This is a genomic window from Streptomyces sp. NPDC054842, from assembly GCF_053611025.1.
This window is the reverse complement of record NZ_JBSGZN010000027.1, coordinates 100866-115764: the sequence shown is the minus strand read 5'-3', so window position 1 is coordinate 115764 and position 14899 is coordinate 100866. Positions and strand designations below refer to the sequence as shown.

18 protein-coding genes are annotated in these 14899 nt (G+C 73.0%); 2 read left to right on the top strand and 16 right to left on the bottom strand.

Annotated features, from left to right (window positions below; genetic code table 11):
- Positions 1 to 131 precede the first annotated feature (131 nt).
- The 15 genes from ACWGIS_RS21955 to ACWGIS_RS21885 all read right to left on the bottom strand — a co-directional run bounded on the left by ACWGIS_RS21955 (position 132) and on the right by ACWGIS_RS21885 (position 11762).
- On the bottom strand, positions 132 to 1241 hold the full coding sequence (locus ACWGIS_RS21955) for a YihY/virulence factor BrkB family protein (RefSeq protein ID WP_453364129.1): 1110 nt from the start codon (positions 1239 to 1241) through the stop codon (positions 132 to 134).
- Between the two features lie 133 nt (positions 1242 to 1374).
- Positions 1375 to 2232 (bottom strand): DMT family transporter, encoded by an 858-nt coding sequence (locus ACWGIS_RS21950; protein WP_453364128.1) that lies wholly within the window; start codon positions 2230 to 2232, stop codon positions 1375 to 1377.
- Between the two features lie 77 nt (positions 2233 to 2309).
- Entirely contained in the window at positions 2310 to 2606 is a 297-nt protein-coding gene (locus ACWGIS_RS21945; protein WP_453364127.1) for a gas vesicle protein K, read from the bottom strand.
- Positions 2603 to 2851 (bottom strand): gas vesicle protein, encoded by a 249-nt coding sequence (locus ACWGIS_RS21940; RefSeq protein ID WP_453364126.1) that lies wholly within the window; start codon positions 2849 to 2851, stop codon positions 2603 to 2605. Before ACWGIS_RS21940 ends, ACWGIS_RS21945 begins: the two co-directional genes overlap by 4 nt.
- Positions 2848 to 4011: a GvpL/GvpF family gas vesicle protein gene (locus ACWGIS_RS21935; protein ID WP_453364125.1), complete on the bottom strand. Its 1164-nt coding sequence runs from the start codon at positions 4009 to 4011 to the stop codon at positions 2848 to 2850. Before ACWGIS_RS21935 ends, ACWGIS_RS21940 begins: the two co-directional genes overlap by 4 nt.
- On the bottom strand, positions 4008 to 4361 hold the full coding sequence (locus ACWGIS_RS21930; RefSeq protein ID WP_453364124.1) for a gas vesicle protein: 354 nt from the start codon (positions 4359 to 4361) through the stop codon (positions 4008 to 4010). The genes ACWGIS_RS21935 and ACWGIS_RS21930 overlap by 4 nt, the downstream gene beginning before the upstream one ends.
- A gap of 15 nt (positions 4362 to 4376) precedes the next feature.
- Complete coding sequence (locus tag ACWGIS_RS21925; RefSeq protein WP_453364123.1) at positions 4377 to 5495, bottom strand: SRPBCC family protein; 1119 nt, start codon at positions 5493 to 5495, stop codon at positions 4377 to 4379.
- Between the two features lie 6 nt (positions 5496 to 5501).
- Positions 5502 to 6818 carry a histone H1-like repetitive region-containing protein gene (locus tag ACWGIS_RS21920; RefSeq protein ID WP_453364122.1) on the bottom strand — a complete coding sequence of 439 codons (1317 nt, stop codon included), beginning with the start codon at positions 6816 to 6818 and terminating at the stop codon, positions 5502 to 5504.
- Positions 6815 to 7096 carry a gas vesicle protein GvpG gene (locus ACWGIS_RS21915; RefSeq protein WP_453364121.1) on the bottom strand — a complete coding sequence of 94 codons (282 nt, stop codon included), beginning with the start codon at positions 7094 to 7096 and terminating at the stop codon, positions 6815 to 6817. Before ACWGIS_RS21915 ends, ACWGIS_RS21920 begins: the two co-directional genes overlap by 4 nt.
- A 4-nt stretch (positions 7097 to 7100) precedes the next feature.
- Positions 7101 to 7850: a GvpL/GvpF family gas vesicle protein gene (locus tag ACWGIS_RS21910; protein ID WP_453364120.1), complete on the bottom strand. Its 750-nt coding sequence runs from the start codon at positions 7848 to 7850 to the stop codon at positions 7101 to 7103.
- Positions 7851 to 7852: 2 nt separating this feature from the next.
- The gene (locus ACWGIS_RS21905; RefSeq protein ID WP_453364119.1) at positions 7853 to 8371 is read right to left on the bottom strand and encodes a gas vesicle structural protein GvpA; all 519 of its coding nucleotides are present in this window, start codon (positions 8369 to 8371) and stop codon (positions 7853 to 7855) included.
- 37 nt (positions 8372 to 8408) lie between these two features.
- The gene (locus ACWGIS_RS21900) at positions 8409 to 8735 is read right to left on the bottom strand and encodes a gas vesicle protein GvpO (RefSeq protein WP_453364118.1); all 327 of its coding nucleotides are present in this window, start codon (positions 8733 to 8735) and stop codon (positions 8409 to 8411) included.
- A gap of 369 nt (positions 8736 to 9104) precedes the next feature.
- Positions 9105 to 9584, bottom strand: coding sequence for a hypothetical protein (locus tag ACWGIS_RS21895; protein WP_453364117.1), 480 nt, complete (start codon positions 9582 to 9584; stop codon positions 9105 to 9107).
- A gap of 50 nt (positions 9585 to 9634) precedes the next feature.
- Positions 9635 to 10333 (bottom strand): pyridoxamine 5'-phosphate oxidase family protein, encoded by a 699-nt coding sequence (locus ACWGIS_RS21890; protein WP_453364116.1) that lies wholly within the window; start codon positions 10331 to 10333, stop codon positions 9635 to 9637.
- A 463-nt stretch (positions 10334 to 10796) separates the two neighbouring features.
- Positions 10797 to 11762 (bottom strand): pirin family protein, encoded by a 966-nt coding sequence (locus ACWGIS_RS21885; RefSeq protein WP_453364115.1) that lies wholly within the window; start codon positions 11760 to 11762, stop codon positions 10797 to 10799.
- Between the two features lie 151 nt (positions 11763 to 11913).
- Here ACWGIS_RS21885 and ACWGIS_RS21880 point away from each other — a divergent pair, with 151 nt between their 5' ends.
- On the top strand, positions 11914 to 12261 hold the full coding sequence (locus ACWGIS_RS21880) for a tetratricopeptide repeat protein (protein WP_453364114.1): 348 nt from the start codon (positions 11914 to 11916) through the stop codon (positions 12259 to 12261).
- Between the two features lie 256 nt (positions 12262 to 12517).
- Positions 12518 to 13174 (top strand): peptide deformylase, encoded by a 657-nt coding sequence (locus tag ACWGIS_RS21875; protein WP_453364113.1) that lies wholly within the window; start codon positions 12518 to 12520, stop codon positions 13172 to 13174.
- A 236-nt stretch (positions 13175 to 13410) separates the two neighbouring features.
- Here the strand turns inward: ACWGIS_RS21875 and ACWGIS_RS21870 are convergent, their stop codons facing one another.
- A complete protein-coding gene (locus ACWGIS_RS21870) occupies positions 13411 to 14844 on the bottom strand; it encodes a dihydrolipoyl dehydrogenase family protein (protein ID WP_453364112.1) in 1434 nt (477 codons plus the stop codon).
- Positions 14845 to 14899: the final 55 nt, after the last annotated feature.

The window sequence follows — 14899 nt, the reverse complement described above, 5'->3', positions numbered from 1 at the left end:
CGCCCGGACCGGGCGCGGTGCCGGCGGTCAGGCGGAGGGCACGACGAAACCGAGCGGCGCGGAGAGGCTGGTCCCACAGCCGTCTTCGCGCCGCTCGGCGTTCAGGGGTGTCGCTCAGGCGGTACCCGGGCTCACGGCCCGTCCATCCGGCGCCGGTCCTGCTCGTCCCACTTGCTCGTGTCGCGGGGCTCGGCGTACGGCTCCTCCTCCGGCGGGTGCCCGCCGGCCACCGCGCGCTGCCGCACCGTCTCCGCGTCGAACTCCAGGCCGAGCAGGATGGCCAGGTTGCTGATCCAGAGCCAGACCAGGAACACGATCACGCCGGCCATGGTCCCGTACGTCTTGTTGTACGAGGAGAAGTTGGCGACGTAGAACGCGAACCCGGCGGAGGCGATCAGCCAGATGACCAGGGCCAGGAGGCTGCCCGGGGTGATCCAGCGGAAGCCGCGGACCTTGGCGTTCGGGGTGGCCCAGTACAGGATCGCGATCATGACGGTGACCAGGATGACGAGGACGGGCCACTTGGCGATCGACCACACGGTCAGCGCCGTGTCGCCGATCCCCAGCGCGGTCCCCGCCTGCCGGGCCAGGCCGCCGGTGAAGACCACGATCAGGGCGCTGACCACGGCGAGGACCATGAGGACCACGGTCACCCCGACGCGCACCGGCAGGATCTTCCACACCGGACGGCCCTCGGGCATGTCGTAGACGGCGTTGGCGGTGCGGATGAAGGCCGCGACGTAGCCCGACGCGGACCAGACCGCCAGCAGCAGACCCACGATGGCGACGATCGATCCGGTGCCGCCGTTGCCCTGGAGCTGTTCGACGGCGTTGGTGATGATGTCGCGCGCCGACCCGGGGGTGAGCTGCTTGAGGTTGTCCATCACCTTGTCGGTGGTCGACTTGCCCGCGACGCCCAGCAGGGACACCAGGACGAGCAGCGCCGGGAAGAGCGACAGCACGCCGTAGTAGGTCAGGGCGGCCGCGCGGTCGGTCAGCTCGTCGTCCTTGAACTCGCGCAGGGTGCCGCGCATCGCGGCCATCCACGACTGTTTGGGCAGCTTCGTCGGCCCGTCCGGCGCCTTGCGCTCCACGCTCGGGTCGGGACCGTACCGGTCGTCCCCTCCGGTCTCCGCGGAGGTCGTCCTGTCGGGCTCGTCCCGTGCTCCGGCGGCCTGATCCCGCGACTCGTCGGAACGCGCCTCGCGCTCGTTGTGATGAATTCCAGGTATCCGCGCCATGGCGCACCGAGTATCCGCCCCGGCGCCGCGTACACGCCGAACGGCCTCTCACATTCCGATGTCGCGTGCCTCTTCACCCGGATGGAGGACCCGGCCGGGGATCGGCGCCGGGGCCGACCGTAGCCGTGCCGGGTCAGCCCGACAGGTCCCGGATGTGCGGCACCACGCGGGTCAGCCGCAGGACGCCCCACAGGATCAGCGCCGCCCCGGCCGCCTCGGGCAGCAGCCACCATCCGGTGCGCACGCTCTCGTCGAACAGGACGATGCCCAGAGCCAGGCTGATCACCGCGTCCCCGATGGTCAGCGCGGGCTGGGAGGCGGCCAGCGGGCCCGCCTGGAGGGCGTTCTCCAGCAGCAGGATGGCGGCGACGCCGGTCAGCGCGAATCCGTAGGTCTGCCACTGGCCGAGGAACGCGCCGAAGCCGTCGTCGGCCAGCGTGCCGGTCGCCGACTTGAGCAGCGCCGCGGTCAGGGCGTTGCTGACGGCCGAGGCCGACCCCAGAACGGCGGCCCGGAACAGCGGCGGCCGTCCCGGCCGGGCCACCACGACCGCAGCGGCGATCGCGCCGAGGCACACCGCCAGCGCGGGGATCCACCGCGCCATGCTCGCCTGGTTGCGCGCCCCGCTCGGAGCCGCCGCCACGAGGAGCAGGGCGAGCCCGCCCACCACGCCCGCGACGGCCCACCAGCCCGCGCCCGGCAGGCGCCGGTGCAGCAGCGGGACGGCGATCAGCAGAGCGAACGGAAGTTCGAGGATGAAGAGCGGCTGCACCAGGGCGAGCGGGCCGTTCACGAGAGCCAGGGCCTGGAACAGGGCGGCCCCGATCACTCCGGCGATACCGATCAGCCAGGCCGGACGCCGGGCCAGTTCGCGGAGGAGCCGCAGGCCGCCGCCGCGCGCGACGGTGGAGGCCGCCTTGCGCTGGAAGGCGGTGCCCGCGGCGTTGCTGGCGGCTCCCAGGACGGCGAACAGCGCGGCCAGCTCGATCACTTCTCCACCATGTCCCTTCCGTGGGACCGGGACCCCGTCGGCCCCGTCCGCCCGGCCCGTCCCTTTGTGCCCGCGCCTCAGACGCCCGGGTCCGCCAGCAGGGGACCCAGTGGGCCGAGATCGAGGTTGAGGTCGGAGCGCTCCAGTCCGTGCTGGGCGCACAGGTCGTCCATACGGGAGTCGAGGAGCATCAGGGCGGTGCCGAGGCGGTCCTCCTGCTCGGCACTGAGCGTGCCCTCCTCGAAGCGCCGGATCGCCTGGCGCTCCATGAGCTGCCGGATGAGTTCCACCACGGTCAGCACCAGCGCGGCGAGGTCGCCCGCGACCCGTTCGGGGTCGAGTTCCAGGGATCCGGCCCTCGGCGGCGCCGTCACAGCGGCCCGCTGTCGGACCAGGGCGCGGGCACCCTCTCGTTGACCGACGACAGCAGCGCGTGCAGCGAGATCCGTACCAGCGGCACGTCGGCGATCGCCAGCACGAGGTCGCCGCTGACCACCACGCCGGTCGCGAGCACCCGGTCCAGCAGGTCGACGAGCGGTACCCCGATCGGCGCGTACGGTTCGGCGCCGTCCCAGGGGACCGGACTGCGCAGGGCCTCGTGCGCGGGCGGCGCGGTCATGCGTCCACCGTGCCTTCCGCCCCCTGTGGGGCCTCGTCCAGCCGGGCGAAGGAGTACGGGATCCACGGCCCCGATTCGTCGATCTCCAGCCCGCGGAACCGCTCGTCGGCGCGCAGCCGCCCCAGTGCCTCGCCGAAGGCGGCGCGCTGTCCGTCGTCGAGCAGGTAGGCCGCGTTCAGGAGCTGCGGGGCGCTCCGCCCGGTCAGCTGCTCGTTCTGGAGCCTGTGCCGGGTCGCCGCGACGGCGTGCCGGCGCAGCTCCAGGTCGGCCTCGTGGGCGCGGGTAAGGGCGTCCTCGCGCAGGACGCGGTGCGCCCGCCGGCGCGCGCTGGCCCGGCTCAGATAGGCCCGGCCGCCGGCCGGGGTGCCCTCGGCGGCGGCGTCCGTGGCCGGCGCGTCCTCGCGCGGGGCGTCGCCGTCGGGCTCGGCCAGGTGCACCTTGACCGCCCACTCCGTACGGCCCTCCAGCCGGTCGAGGAGGGCGTGCACCGCCGCCTCGCGCGCCGCGACTGCTTCGATCGCGTTGCGGTCGCTGAGGTACAGCGTGGCCAGCGGCAGCGGCACCACGGGACCGAGCCCGGCGGCCGCGTGCACACCGCGGTGGTGGGCCCTGGCACAGCGTTCGAGCTGGTAGGGGTCGTTGAACCGGTCCGTCAGGGCTTCCTCGCCGAACGACTCGGCGGGTACGTCCTGGACGACCAGGGCGAGGGCCCCGGCCCGCAGGACGCGCAGCGGACCGCCGCCCTCGTGCCCGGCGGCCTCCGGCGGCAGGGTGTCGGACGAGGGCGTGCGGGTCACGGCGAAGACGTAGGTGACGGTCGCCTCGGGCGGCCGACGTCCGGCGACCGCGCGGGAAACCGGGCCGGTGACGACGGGCTCCACCCGGGCCTGCCCGGTGACCGCGCGCGCAGCGGGACCGAGGACGCCGGGGGCAATCCCGGCCGGTCCGGCGACCGTGCGGAGAGCCGGGCCGGTGACGCCGGGCTCCACCCCGGCCTGTCCGGCGACGGCGTGCGGGGTCCCGTCCAGGGCGGCGGGCGCTTCCGAGGGCCGGCCGGCGGGGCCGGGCCCGGGGGTACGGCACGGTGGCGTGCCGGTCCCCGGTCCCGTCTCCGGAAGCGGCCGCCGGGGAGCGGGGCGCGGGTGGGGAGGCCGGCTCATCGGGTGCGCTCCTCTTCCGGTTCCGTGTCGTCGTCGCCGCTCTCCAGCGCCTCCAGCCGCTCGCGCAGCCGCGCGTTCTCCTCCGCGAGGGCGTCGCGGTAGGCCCGGGAGGAGAGGGCCGGGTCGGTCTCCCACCAGTCGATGCCCGCCTTCTTGGCGGTGTCCACCGAGGCGATGAACAACCGCAGCCGGATGGTGAGCAGTTCGATGTCGAGCAGGTCGATCTTGATGTCGCCCGCGATGACGATGCCCTTGTCGAGGACACGTTCGAGAAGGTCGGCGAGGTTGCCGGTCGTGGGCCCGGTGGACTGCAGGCCCGGGCCCGTGCTCCAGCTGCTGACGTCGGTCACAGTGCTCCCAGGTGATCAGCGGCGCGCGCGGGACCGGGGACGGGCCTGGTCCTCCTCGTCCTCTTCGTCCTCGTCGTACTCGGCGTACTCGTCCTCGTCGGCCCCGCCGGCGTCCTCTGCCTCCTCGTCGTAAGGTTCCTCGTCCTCGTCGTACTCGGCGTCCTCGTCGTAGCCGGCGGCCTCGGTGTCCTCGCCGCCTTCCTCGTCCTCGTCCTCGTCGTAGGCGCCCTCTTCGTCCTCGGCGCCCTCTTCGTCCTCGTCCTCGTACGCGTCCTCGGCGCCCTCTTCGCCTTCCTCGCCTTCCTCTTCCTCCCGGCGGCGCTCTTCCTCCTCCACGGCGTCCTCGTGCGAGGTGACGACCTCGCCCTCGCGGATCTCGCCGCGCCAGCCCTCCAGCTCGTCGTCGCCGTGCAGGGTGACGTGGCGGGCGAAGTGCTTGAGGTCCAGCCGGATCCGGCGGCCCACGGCGCGCCAGATGTTGCCCGTCTTCTCGAAGAAGCCGGCCGGGTAGTACTCGATGACCAGGACGATCCGCGTCAGGCTGGGCGCCAGTTCGTGGAAGGTCACGGCACCGCGGGTGCTGCCCTTGGCTCCGTCGGACGTCCAGACGATCCGGTCGTCGGCGACCTGCTCCTGGACGGTCGCCTTCCAGCCGCGGCTGGACGGGCCGATCTTGGCCTTCCAGTTCGACTCCGTGTCACCGGACTTGCTGACGCTGCGGACACCCTTGGTGAAGCTGCTGAAGTCCTCGAACTGCGTCCAGTGGTCGTAGGCGGTGCGCAATGGGACACCGACGTCCACGGCCTCCACGATGTTCGTGGCCTTGATGCTGCTGCCCTTCTTGGAGCCGCCGCCGCCCTTCTTGCCGGTGAACTTCTCGACGATGTTGTCCTTGACGCTCTTGCCCTTCTCCATCACCAGGGCCTTCACCGGCGATTCGCCGCTCATGACCCGTTTGGCGACCCCGCCCAGCAGACCGGCGCCCGATCCCTGCGCGGAGTCCGAGAGGTGGCCGGTCAGTTCACCGACCTTGTCCTGCGCCTTGTCCGCGAGCTTGCCGCCCATCGCGCCGAGATAGCCCGTCAGGGCGTCCTTCAGATCGTCGACGGGTGTCTTCTCCTGCGTTTCAGCCATCTCCGCTCACCTCCCCCGCCGCGCGCCGGAACCCCGGCCGCCGCCGGCGGATCTGCTCGTCTGACGCGACTGGTTGCTTCCGGACGGGCGTGCGGACTTCTTCGCCGCGCCTCGCCCGCTGGTCTTCTTCGCCGGCGCCGTCTTCTTGGCGGCGGACTTCCTGGCGGGCGCCTTCTTCGCGGGCGCCTTCTTGGCCGCGGCCTTCTTGGCGGGCGCCTTCTTCGCGGGCGCCTTCTTCGCCGCGGTCTTCTTCGCGGGCGCCTTCTTCGCAGGCGCCTTCTTCGCCGCGCTCTTCGCGGGCGCGGCCTTCTTGGCCGGTGCCTTCTTGGCGGGCGCCTTCTTCGCCGGCGCCTTCTTGGCCGCGGCCTCCTTGGCCGGTGCCTTCTTGGCGGCCTTCTTGCCCGCCGTCTTCTTCGCCGGGGCCGAGCCGGAGGACTTCTTGGCCGCCTGCCCTGACGACGTCTTGCGGGCAGCGGCCTTCTTGGCCGGAGCCTCCTTGGCCGGGGTCCTGCCGGCCGCCCTCTTGCGCGGGGGCGGAGGCGCCGCCTTGCGGCTCACGGAGCGCTTCTCGGTCCGCGACCTCCTGCGCTCCTCACGCCCGGGCCGCCGCTCCGCGCCGCGCTTCCTGGCGGGCGTCTCCTCCTCGTCCCGCTCCGCGCCCTCGTCCTCTTCCGCCGCGGCCGGCTCGCCCTCGTCCTCTTCCTCTTCCTCGTCCTCGTCCTCGTCGGGACCCTCTTCCTCTTCCTCCAGGTCCGCGTCCTCGTCGGGGCCCTCTTCCTCCTCGTCGGGCTCCTCGTCCTCGGCCCGGCCCCGCCCTTCGCGCTTCCGGGCGCCCTCGTCCTCGTCCTCGTCCTCTACGTCTTCTTCGTCCGCGCCCTCTTCGTCTTCTTCGTCTTCTTCGTCCTCTTCAGCTTCGTCGGCTTCGCCGGTTTCGTCCTCGTCGTACTCGTCGGATTCGTCGTACTCGTCGCCCTCCTGACCGTCTTCGTCGTCCCGGCCCTTGCCGGTGGAGTCGAGGAGTGCGTCCGTACGGTCGCGCAGCATGTCGGTGAACGTCGACAGGCGGCGGTTGGCGGCGGCCGAGACCGCCGAGCGTCCGACGTTCAGCAGCTCTCCGCGCACCTGCTCGCTGAGACCCTGGAACTGCGGCGTCTCCTGGAGCTTCGACAGTCCCTGGGAGAGCAGTTGGCCCGGCGAGAGGCTGAAGCGGCGTCCCGCGAGATAGGTGCCGATGGCGAACGCCACCTTGGCCTTCTTGGTCCGTCCCAGGACGTATCCACCGGCGACGGCGGCCGCCACGGCCACTTTGCAGCTGTCGTTCATGCGTGCCTTCCAAGCGATGAGGTCGTGGTGGGGGGTGCGCAGCCCATGTAGCGAACCGGGTGTTCGAGGAGTTCGAGAAGCCGCTCCTCCTCCTGCTCGAAGGTCGCCTCGTCGATGACGCCCTCGTCCAGGTCGCGATTGAGCGCGGCCAGGCGGGCCTGCACGGCACGTGGGTCGTGAGCCTGCCGTTCGGCCTCCTGGAGGAGGTGGTCGGCGACCCAGAGGGTGGCGCGCACCGGTGCCAGCGGAAGCAGCAGGACGCCGCTCACGAGCCCCACGGCGTCACACTCCGGCCGCGGCGGGCGCGGTGTCGACGAAGCTGTAGCAGGGCAGCGGGCCGGTGACGCTGAGCGCCAACCGGTCCCCGAAGCGGTGCGCCTGCTCGGCGACCGCCTCCCGGAAGCGCTTCTCGTCGGCGGCGCGCAGCAGGAACGACGTGCTCAGCACATGGGTGTCGTCCAGCGTGCCCTGGACGGTCCGTTCGGCGAACGGCGACAGCCGGGCCAGCACCTCGCGTGCCGCGCGCTGCGCCTCCAGGTGTACCGCGCGGGCGATCGCCTCGCCCAGCCGCACGTTGGCGTCGTAGTCCGGTCTGCGCCGGGTCCGCCGGGCCAGGTTGCGGAGCCCCTCGTCCTGGTGGACGAGCCGCTCGAAGTAGCCGGGTACGGTCGCGCCCTTGACGTTCATCTCGACGCGTCCTCTGAGGCCGTCGAGCTGCGCCGACAAGTTGGCCTCACCGGAACGGAGTTGGTCCCGGACCGCGTCCGCGTCACGGGTGAGGACGGCGAACTGCATGGGGATCACGGGGCCCTGCGCCGACAGTTCGGCGAGTACGGCCTGGTGGGCCATCAAGTCCCGTCTCCGAGCCCGAAGTTGCGTGGGGGCCGCCGAAACGGCCGCGCACAGTCCGGACTCGGTCAGCAGCTCGACCGGGGCGCCGCCGACACCCGGCGTACGCGGTGTCTTCAGGGGCGCGGGGGCGATGCCGTAGACGTACAGCGCGTCGAGCGCCGCGGAGGTCGTCGCGGTCACGGTCAGTCCTCCTCGTCCGTGTGACGGCGCGAGCGGGAGCGGGGACGTTCCTCGTCCCGGGCACGGCCGGCGCCGGTCTTGCGGCGCTCACCGGCGGGGCGGCGGCGCGGGCGCTCGTGCCGCTGCCCGCGCTCGTCCTCGTCGTCATCGTCGGAGTAGGCGTGCCCGTCGTCCTCGTCACCGGGGCTCAGCGCGCCCTTCACGCGGTCGGTGAGCGAGCGCGCCGTCTTCTTCGCGCCCGCCTTGCCGACGGCGCCGCCGATGCCGCCGAGCAGGTCGGGCACGGTCTTGCTGCGGGCGTCGTACTCCAGGTCGAGGCGGTTGCACGCCTCGGCGAACCGGAGATAAGTGTCGACACTGGCCACGACGATCCGGGCGTCGATCTTGAGGATCTCGATGCCGACCAGGGAGACACGGACGAAGACGTCGATGACCATGCCGCGGTCGAGAATGAGTTCCAGCACGTCGTAGAGGGTCCCGGCGCGCGGCGCGCACACGACCTCGTCGCTGTAGGTGGTCATGCGGCGGTCCTTCCGAGTTGCGGGGCCGGCTGGCCGGTCACTGGTCTTGAGCGCCGCGCCGGTAGCGGGCGATCCGTCGGTACTGCAGCAGTTCTCCCGACGGGTCCAGTTCGACCTCGTAGGTGGCGAGCAGGCTGGTGGTGTCGGGGATGCGCTCCACCTCCAGCACGTCGACGTTGACGATCCAGCCGTCGTCCTCGGCGCGGGAGACCGCGGACACGCCTTCGAGGCGGTGACGGATGAGTTCGGTCAGCGCCTCGGCGGCGCGGTGCGCGGCGTCCTGCGCACCGCGCACCTTGCGTCCGCGGGATTCACGTGTCGTGGAGGAGGCCGTGCTGCGCCGCCGCTCGCCGGTTTCTGCCATGCCTCCACTGTTGACGCAGGGACGCCGTCGGCGCGTGCTCAGTTAGTCCATCCGGGCAGGCGGGCGCACGGAGGAGTCGTCGCCGCGGTGCGTCGCGCAGGGGTTGCGGGCGCCGGGAAGCCACGGTCGGGGCGGGCGCGGGCGGCGCGGCGGAAACGGACGGCGGCGGGGCAACAGCCGTCATTCGAACGGGCGTTGAGGGCAGTCGCGAGGGCAGCGAAGGCGGGGAACCAGGGGCAGGGCCCGGCACGCCGGACACCGAGACCGCCACGTCATGCGGCCGTTCTCCCCCGGGACCCCCTGCGTACACAGCCGGTCAGTGCGCGGCTTCCGCGTTGCCGCCCCGGACAGCGATGTGGGCCTGGTCGGTCAGTGTGCGGCTCCGACACCGCTGACCCAGACGGCGATGGGCCTGGACTCCGGCTCGGGCCCGGTCTGCTCCTGGAGGTCGCGCACGTCGTCCAGATCGGACCGGGCGACGAAACCCGGCTCGCTGTCGGCCAGATACCCCTCGACGACCCGGCCGAGGTCGTCGCATGCCGCGTAGGGCCCGCCGAACGGCAACGCGTCCGGGGGCACGGAGCCGGTCGAGCACCGGAGCTGTCCTGCCTGTTCGTCGTGCCACACGTAGAACGTCGCCACCCCGGAGAAGCCGAGCCGGCGCAGGCGTTGCCGGATGACGGCGGCGGTCCGCTCGAAGGCGGCCACCACCTCGGCGACGGACAGCGAACGCCTGTCCTCGTCGGACGCACTCAGCCACCAGGTGTTGGTGTCCCACTCCACCGGCCGGTCGGCCGGCTCCAGCACCAGGGGCTCGTCCGCCACTTCGGCGATCCACGTCAACAGCACTGCGGCAGTATGACCGCACGGCCCGGGCCGAGGACACCGGATGAGGACGCCTACCGGGCGCGGGTGTTGCCCCGGGCGGCGATGTGCGCGGGAGGCGCGATGTCCGCGGGGAGGTGCGGGTCGGCCTCCGGCTCGCCCCAGGTCGTCGTGAGCGGCAGGACACCCGCCCAGAGGCCGAGGGCCGCGTCGGGTCCGTCACCGTCCTCCGGGCCCCCGGTGCGGATCTTGACCGACGCCTCCGCCAGGGAGAGGGCGAGCAGCGTGGTGGCCGCCAGCTCCTTGCGGTTGGGCCGCCGGGCGTAGTCCCACTGCCCCGGTGCCGCGTGCTCGGTCAGTCGGCGCAGGCCCGCCAGCTTCTCGTCCGGGTCGGTGACGAGGCGCGGGACGCCGTAGATCATCGCACTGCGGTAGTTCACGCCGTGCTCGAACACCGAGCGGGCGAGCACGAGGCCGTCGACGTGGGTGACGGTCACGCATATCGCCGCACCCGGTGAGGTTGCCATGCTGCGGCTGGCGACCGAACCGTGCAGGTAGAGGTGCCGGCCGTCGCTTCCGTAGACGGTGGGCACGACCATCGGGACCCCGTCGACGACCACCCCGAGGTGGCAGACGAAGCCTGCGGCGAGCACGGCGTCCAGGTCCGCGCGAGCCGCGCTTCCCTGCTCGCGCAGGCGCCGGTGACGCGTGCGGTCCGTCTCGGGGAGCGTGGCGGGAAGCTGCTGGTCGGTCACATCGGCCCTGTCGGTCACATCGGCTCTTTCGCAGGCGGGACGTCACGGACGCCGCGACGCGACGGGCGCGTCAGCGGCGCCGTCGCACGCGGACGCGGGAGCGTCGGCCCCGGTCGCCCGGCGGCACAGGACCCGCGCCGCGACCGGGCACGGCGGCAGGTACGACCGGGTCACCGGCCACACCTCCACCGCGTGCACACTAGCGATATCCACCGCGCGAACACCAGTGGTTTATGGAATTCGTTCCGCAGCTGACCTCACGCAACGAAATCCGTGCCGGGTGTCGGGCGTCGACAGAACGAGAACCGTGCCGAGCCCCGGGCGTCGCCAGGATGAAAGGCGCGCCAAGTCCCGGGCGTCGACAGAACGAGAACCGTGCCGAGTCCCGGGCGTCGCCAGGACGGAAAGCGCGCCGAGTCCCGGGCGGCGGCAGAACGAGAACCGTGTCTGTTCCGGGCGCCGGCAGTCCGGCCCGCGCGGGTCAGCGCACCCTGCCTCGCGGCTTCAGTGCCACCGGCGGGAGCGCGGGCGCGGCCAGCGGGTCGCCGTCGTACCCCTTGACCTCGCCGAAGCGGGAGCCGGTCATCCAGTCCTCGCGCGCTTGCTCGATCTCCTGTTGCGTACGGCCGATGAAGTTCCACCACATGACGAGCTCCTCCTCGAAGGGCTCGCCGCCGAGGAGCATCAGACCCGCGTCCGACTCGGCGCGGAGCGGGAGTTCGGTGCGGCCGCAGCCGAGGTAGAGCATCGAGCCGGGGAGCAGCGGTACGCCGTCGACGTGTGCCTCTCCGGACATGGACAGTACGGCGTACTCGAAGTCGGGTTCGAGGGGGAGCCGCAGGTCGGCGCCGCGGGCCAGGCTCAGGTCGGCGCCGACGATCGGGGTGTACGTCGTTCCGGGCGAGGTCGCGCCGTCGAGGCCGCCCAGGATGAGGGTGGCGGTGAGGCCGGGCGCGGTGACCGTGGGCAGTTCGGCGTGGTGCTCGAAGTGCGGGTCGGTGTGCCGGTGCCCGTCCGGGAGGGCCACCCAGAGCTGCGCGCCGTGCAGGAGGCGGGCGTGCGAGCGGGGGCTCTCCTCGGAGTGGCTGATGGCGCTGCCCGAGGTCATCAGGCCCAGTTCGCGCGGGCGGATGGTCTGCAGGCTGCCGGTGGAGTCGCGGTGCAACACCTCGCCCTCGTGCAGCCAGCTGACCGTCTGCAGGCCGATGTGCGGGTGCGGCGGGACCTGCATGCCGGGCTCGTCGGCGATGTCGTCGGGGCCGTAGTGGTCGACGAAGCACCAGGCACCGACCATGCGGCGGCCCAGGTTGGGCAGCAGGCGGCGGACTTCGGTGGTCTCGCCGAGGCGGACCTGGCGGGGGCTGAGGAGTTCCCGCACCGGCTCCGCCACCACGAAGCCGCGGCCGCCGCACGGGGCGGGGACCGCCTCGCGGTCAAGATTGCTCATGCTGCCCAACCTAGCCTCGTCCGGACCCGCCGTCAGTCCGTCGTCCGGCCCCTTCCGGGGCGCGCGCACCGGTGACCGGCGACCACGCACGGCGATAGTAGTGGAATATTCAACCAACACGCGCCGTTGACGCCCCCGAAGGAGGTCAGCAGTGGACATGACGTACTACGACCACGGGACGGCCGCGGAGCGCTGGGAGCGGGCGCGGATGTTCTTCGAGGCCAAGGACTTCGCGGCGGCCGCGCGGGTTCTGGGCGGGCTGGTCGACGAGGTGCCGGAGCAGGTGGGTCCCCGGCTGCTGCTGGCGCGCTCGTACTACCACTCGGCCCAGCTGCGGCGTGCGGAGGCCGAGTTGCGGATCCTCGTCGAGCGCGACCCGGTCGAGCACTACGCCCGGCTGATGCTGGGCCGCACGCTCGAACGCCAGGGCCGGCACGAGGAGGCGGAGTCCCACCTGAGGATCGCCTCGGCGCTCGCGGGCGACTTCGAGCGCGCGTGACCCGGTGGCCCGGTGTGGTCACGCGAGGTCTTGAGGGGTCACACCGACTCCTGACGAGTCACACCGACTCCTGAGGAGTCACACGAGAGGCCGGGTGCGTGGCGCGCCGGCCGGTCACCGACACGACCGGCCGAACCGCCGCACCCGGCCTCTTCCGTGTCCGGGGGTACGACCGCCGCTCACCCGCGCCCGGGACACCTGACTCACGCCAGCCTGCCGCCTCGCGTCGCGGCCGCCGGCTTGGCATCCTGGCCCGATGGCTTCCGCACACGAGATCGACAGCTCCCGCCCGTTGAGCGACCAGGTGGAGGAACTCCTCTCCCGCGAGGGCCCGTTGCCGATCGTGGCCGCCGGGGACCCGGTGCTGCGGCGCCGCACGGAGCCCTTCGACGGCCAGTTGGAGCCCGGACTGCTGCACCGCTTCGTGGCGGCGCTGCGCGCGACGATGCACGCGGCGCCGGGCGTGGGCCTCGCCGCCCCGCAAGTCGGCGTACCGCTGCGGATCGCGGTGGTGGAGGACCCGGCGCCGGTGCCGGAGGAGGTGCGGATGGCGCGCGGCCGGGTGCCGCTGCCCTTCCGGGTGCTGGTGAACCCGTCGTACGAGCCCGTCGGCGCCGAGCGGGCCGCGTTCTTCGAGGGCTGCCTCAGCGTGCCGGGCTGGCAGGCGGTCGTGGCCCGCGCGGCCCGGGTGCGGCTGACGGCGCGGGACGAGCACGGCCGCGCGGTGGACGAGGTCCTCACCGGCTGGCCCGCACGCATCGTGCAGCACGAGACGGACCACCTGGACGGCACGCTCTACCTCGACCGCGCGGAACTCCGCTCGCTGTCGTCGAACGAGGCGGTGGCCCTGCGCTGGGCACGGCCGACACCGCGGGAGGCCGCCACCGCCCTGGGGTTCGACCTGCCGACGTGAAAAACGGGGGGCGTCGGCTGTCACCGTTCACCGTGCCGGAGTGCGCGTCGACGCCCGTCCGCTGCCGGCCGACCCTTCCCTCCACGTCTCCCCCGGTGACCGCAATCCGCGTAGGAGTACCTGAACCTCGTCTCCCCCCGCCTGGCGCAACCCGGGGGATGCCACCGCCCGGTGACACCCCCCGAACCCCCCGAACCCTGCGGACGCCCGTCGGTGCCGGCGTCCGCTCGGGTCGATCAGGCGTCCCGGTACGCCTCCAGGAGCCGTAGCCACACCTCGCTCACCGTCGGGTACGACGGCACCGCGTGCCACAGGCGGGAGACCGGGACCTCGCCGGCGACCGCGACGGTCGCCGAGTGGATCAGTTCGCCCACGCCGGGGCCGACGAGGGTGACGCCCAGGACCGTCTCGCGGCTGATGTCGACGACCATGCGGGCCCGGCCGCGGTAGCCGTCGGCGTACAGGCCGGCGCCCGCGACCGAGGAGAGGTCGACATCGACGGCGCGGACGCGCAGGCCCGCCTGCTCCGCCTCGGCGAGGGAGAGACCGACGGCCGCGGCCTCCGGGTCGGTGAAGACGACCTGCGGGACGGCCCCGTGATCGGCGGTCGCCGCGTGGGCGCCCCAGGGGTCCGTCTCCAGCAGGGGGACGCCGGAGGCGCGGGCGGCGATGGCGGCGCCCGCGATCCGGGCCTGGTACTTGCCCTGATGGGTGAGGAGCGCGCGGTGGTTCACGTCGCCGACCGCGTACAGCCAGGTGCTGCCGGTCACCCGGAGGGTGTCGTCGACCGGCAGCCACGCGCCGGGCTCCAGCCCGACGGTCTCCAGGCCCAGGTCGTCGGTGCGCGGGGCCCGGCCGGTGGCGAACAGGATTTCGTCGGCCTCGACGCGCTCGCCGGCCCCCGTCACGGCCGTCACGGCCGTGCCCTCGCGCGTCACCTCGGCGACCGACGTGCCGGTGCGCACGTCCACGCCGGCCTCCCGCAGGGACTCGGCGACCAGCTCCCCGGCGAAGGGCTCCATGCGGGGCAGCAGCGCCTCGCCGCGGACGAGGAGGGTCACCCGGGAGCCCAGGGCCTGCCAGGCCGTGGCCATCTCGACGGCGACCACACCGCCGCCCACCACGATCAGGCGCCCCGGCACGGCCTGCGCGCTGGTGGCCTCGCGGCTGGTCCAGGGCCGGACCCGGTCGAGGCCCGGCAGGTCGGGAAGAGCCGCGCGGGTGCCGGTGCACACGGCGACGGCGTGCCGGGCCCTGAGCACCCGCCGCTCGCCGTCCGGGCCCTCGACCGTCACCTCACGGGGCCCGGAGAGCCGGCCGTGCCCCCGGTGGAGGTCGGCCCCGATGCCCTCCAGCCAGCCGACCTGGCCGTCGTCCTTCCAGTTCGAGGTGTAGTAGTCCCGGTGGGCGAGGACCGCGGCGGCGTCGAGGGGGCCCTGCACCGACTGGCGCAGTCCCGGGACGCGGCGGGCGTCGGCGCGCGCGATGACCGGGCGCAGCAGGGCCTTGCTGGGCATGCACGCCCAGTACGAGCACTCGCCGCCGACCAGTTCGCTCTCCACGACCGCGGTGGAGAGTCCGGCCGCGCGGGTGCGGTCGGCCACGTTCTCCCCCACGGGCCCGGCACCCAGCACCACGACGTCGTACTCGATGGTTTCCGTTTCCGTCATGGGGTCAGTCTGGTAGGTGGCGTGGGCCGTGACCATACGGGGGTGTGCGCCCCGG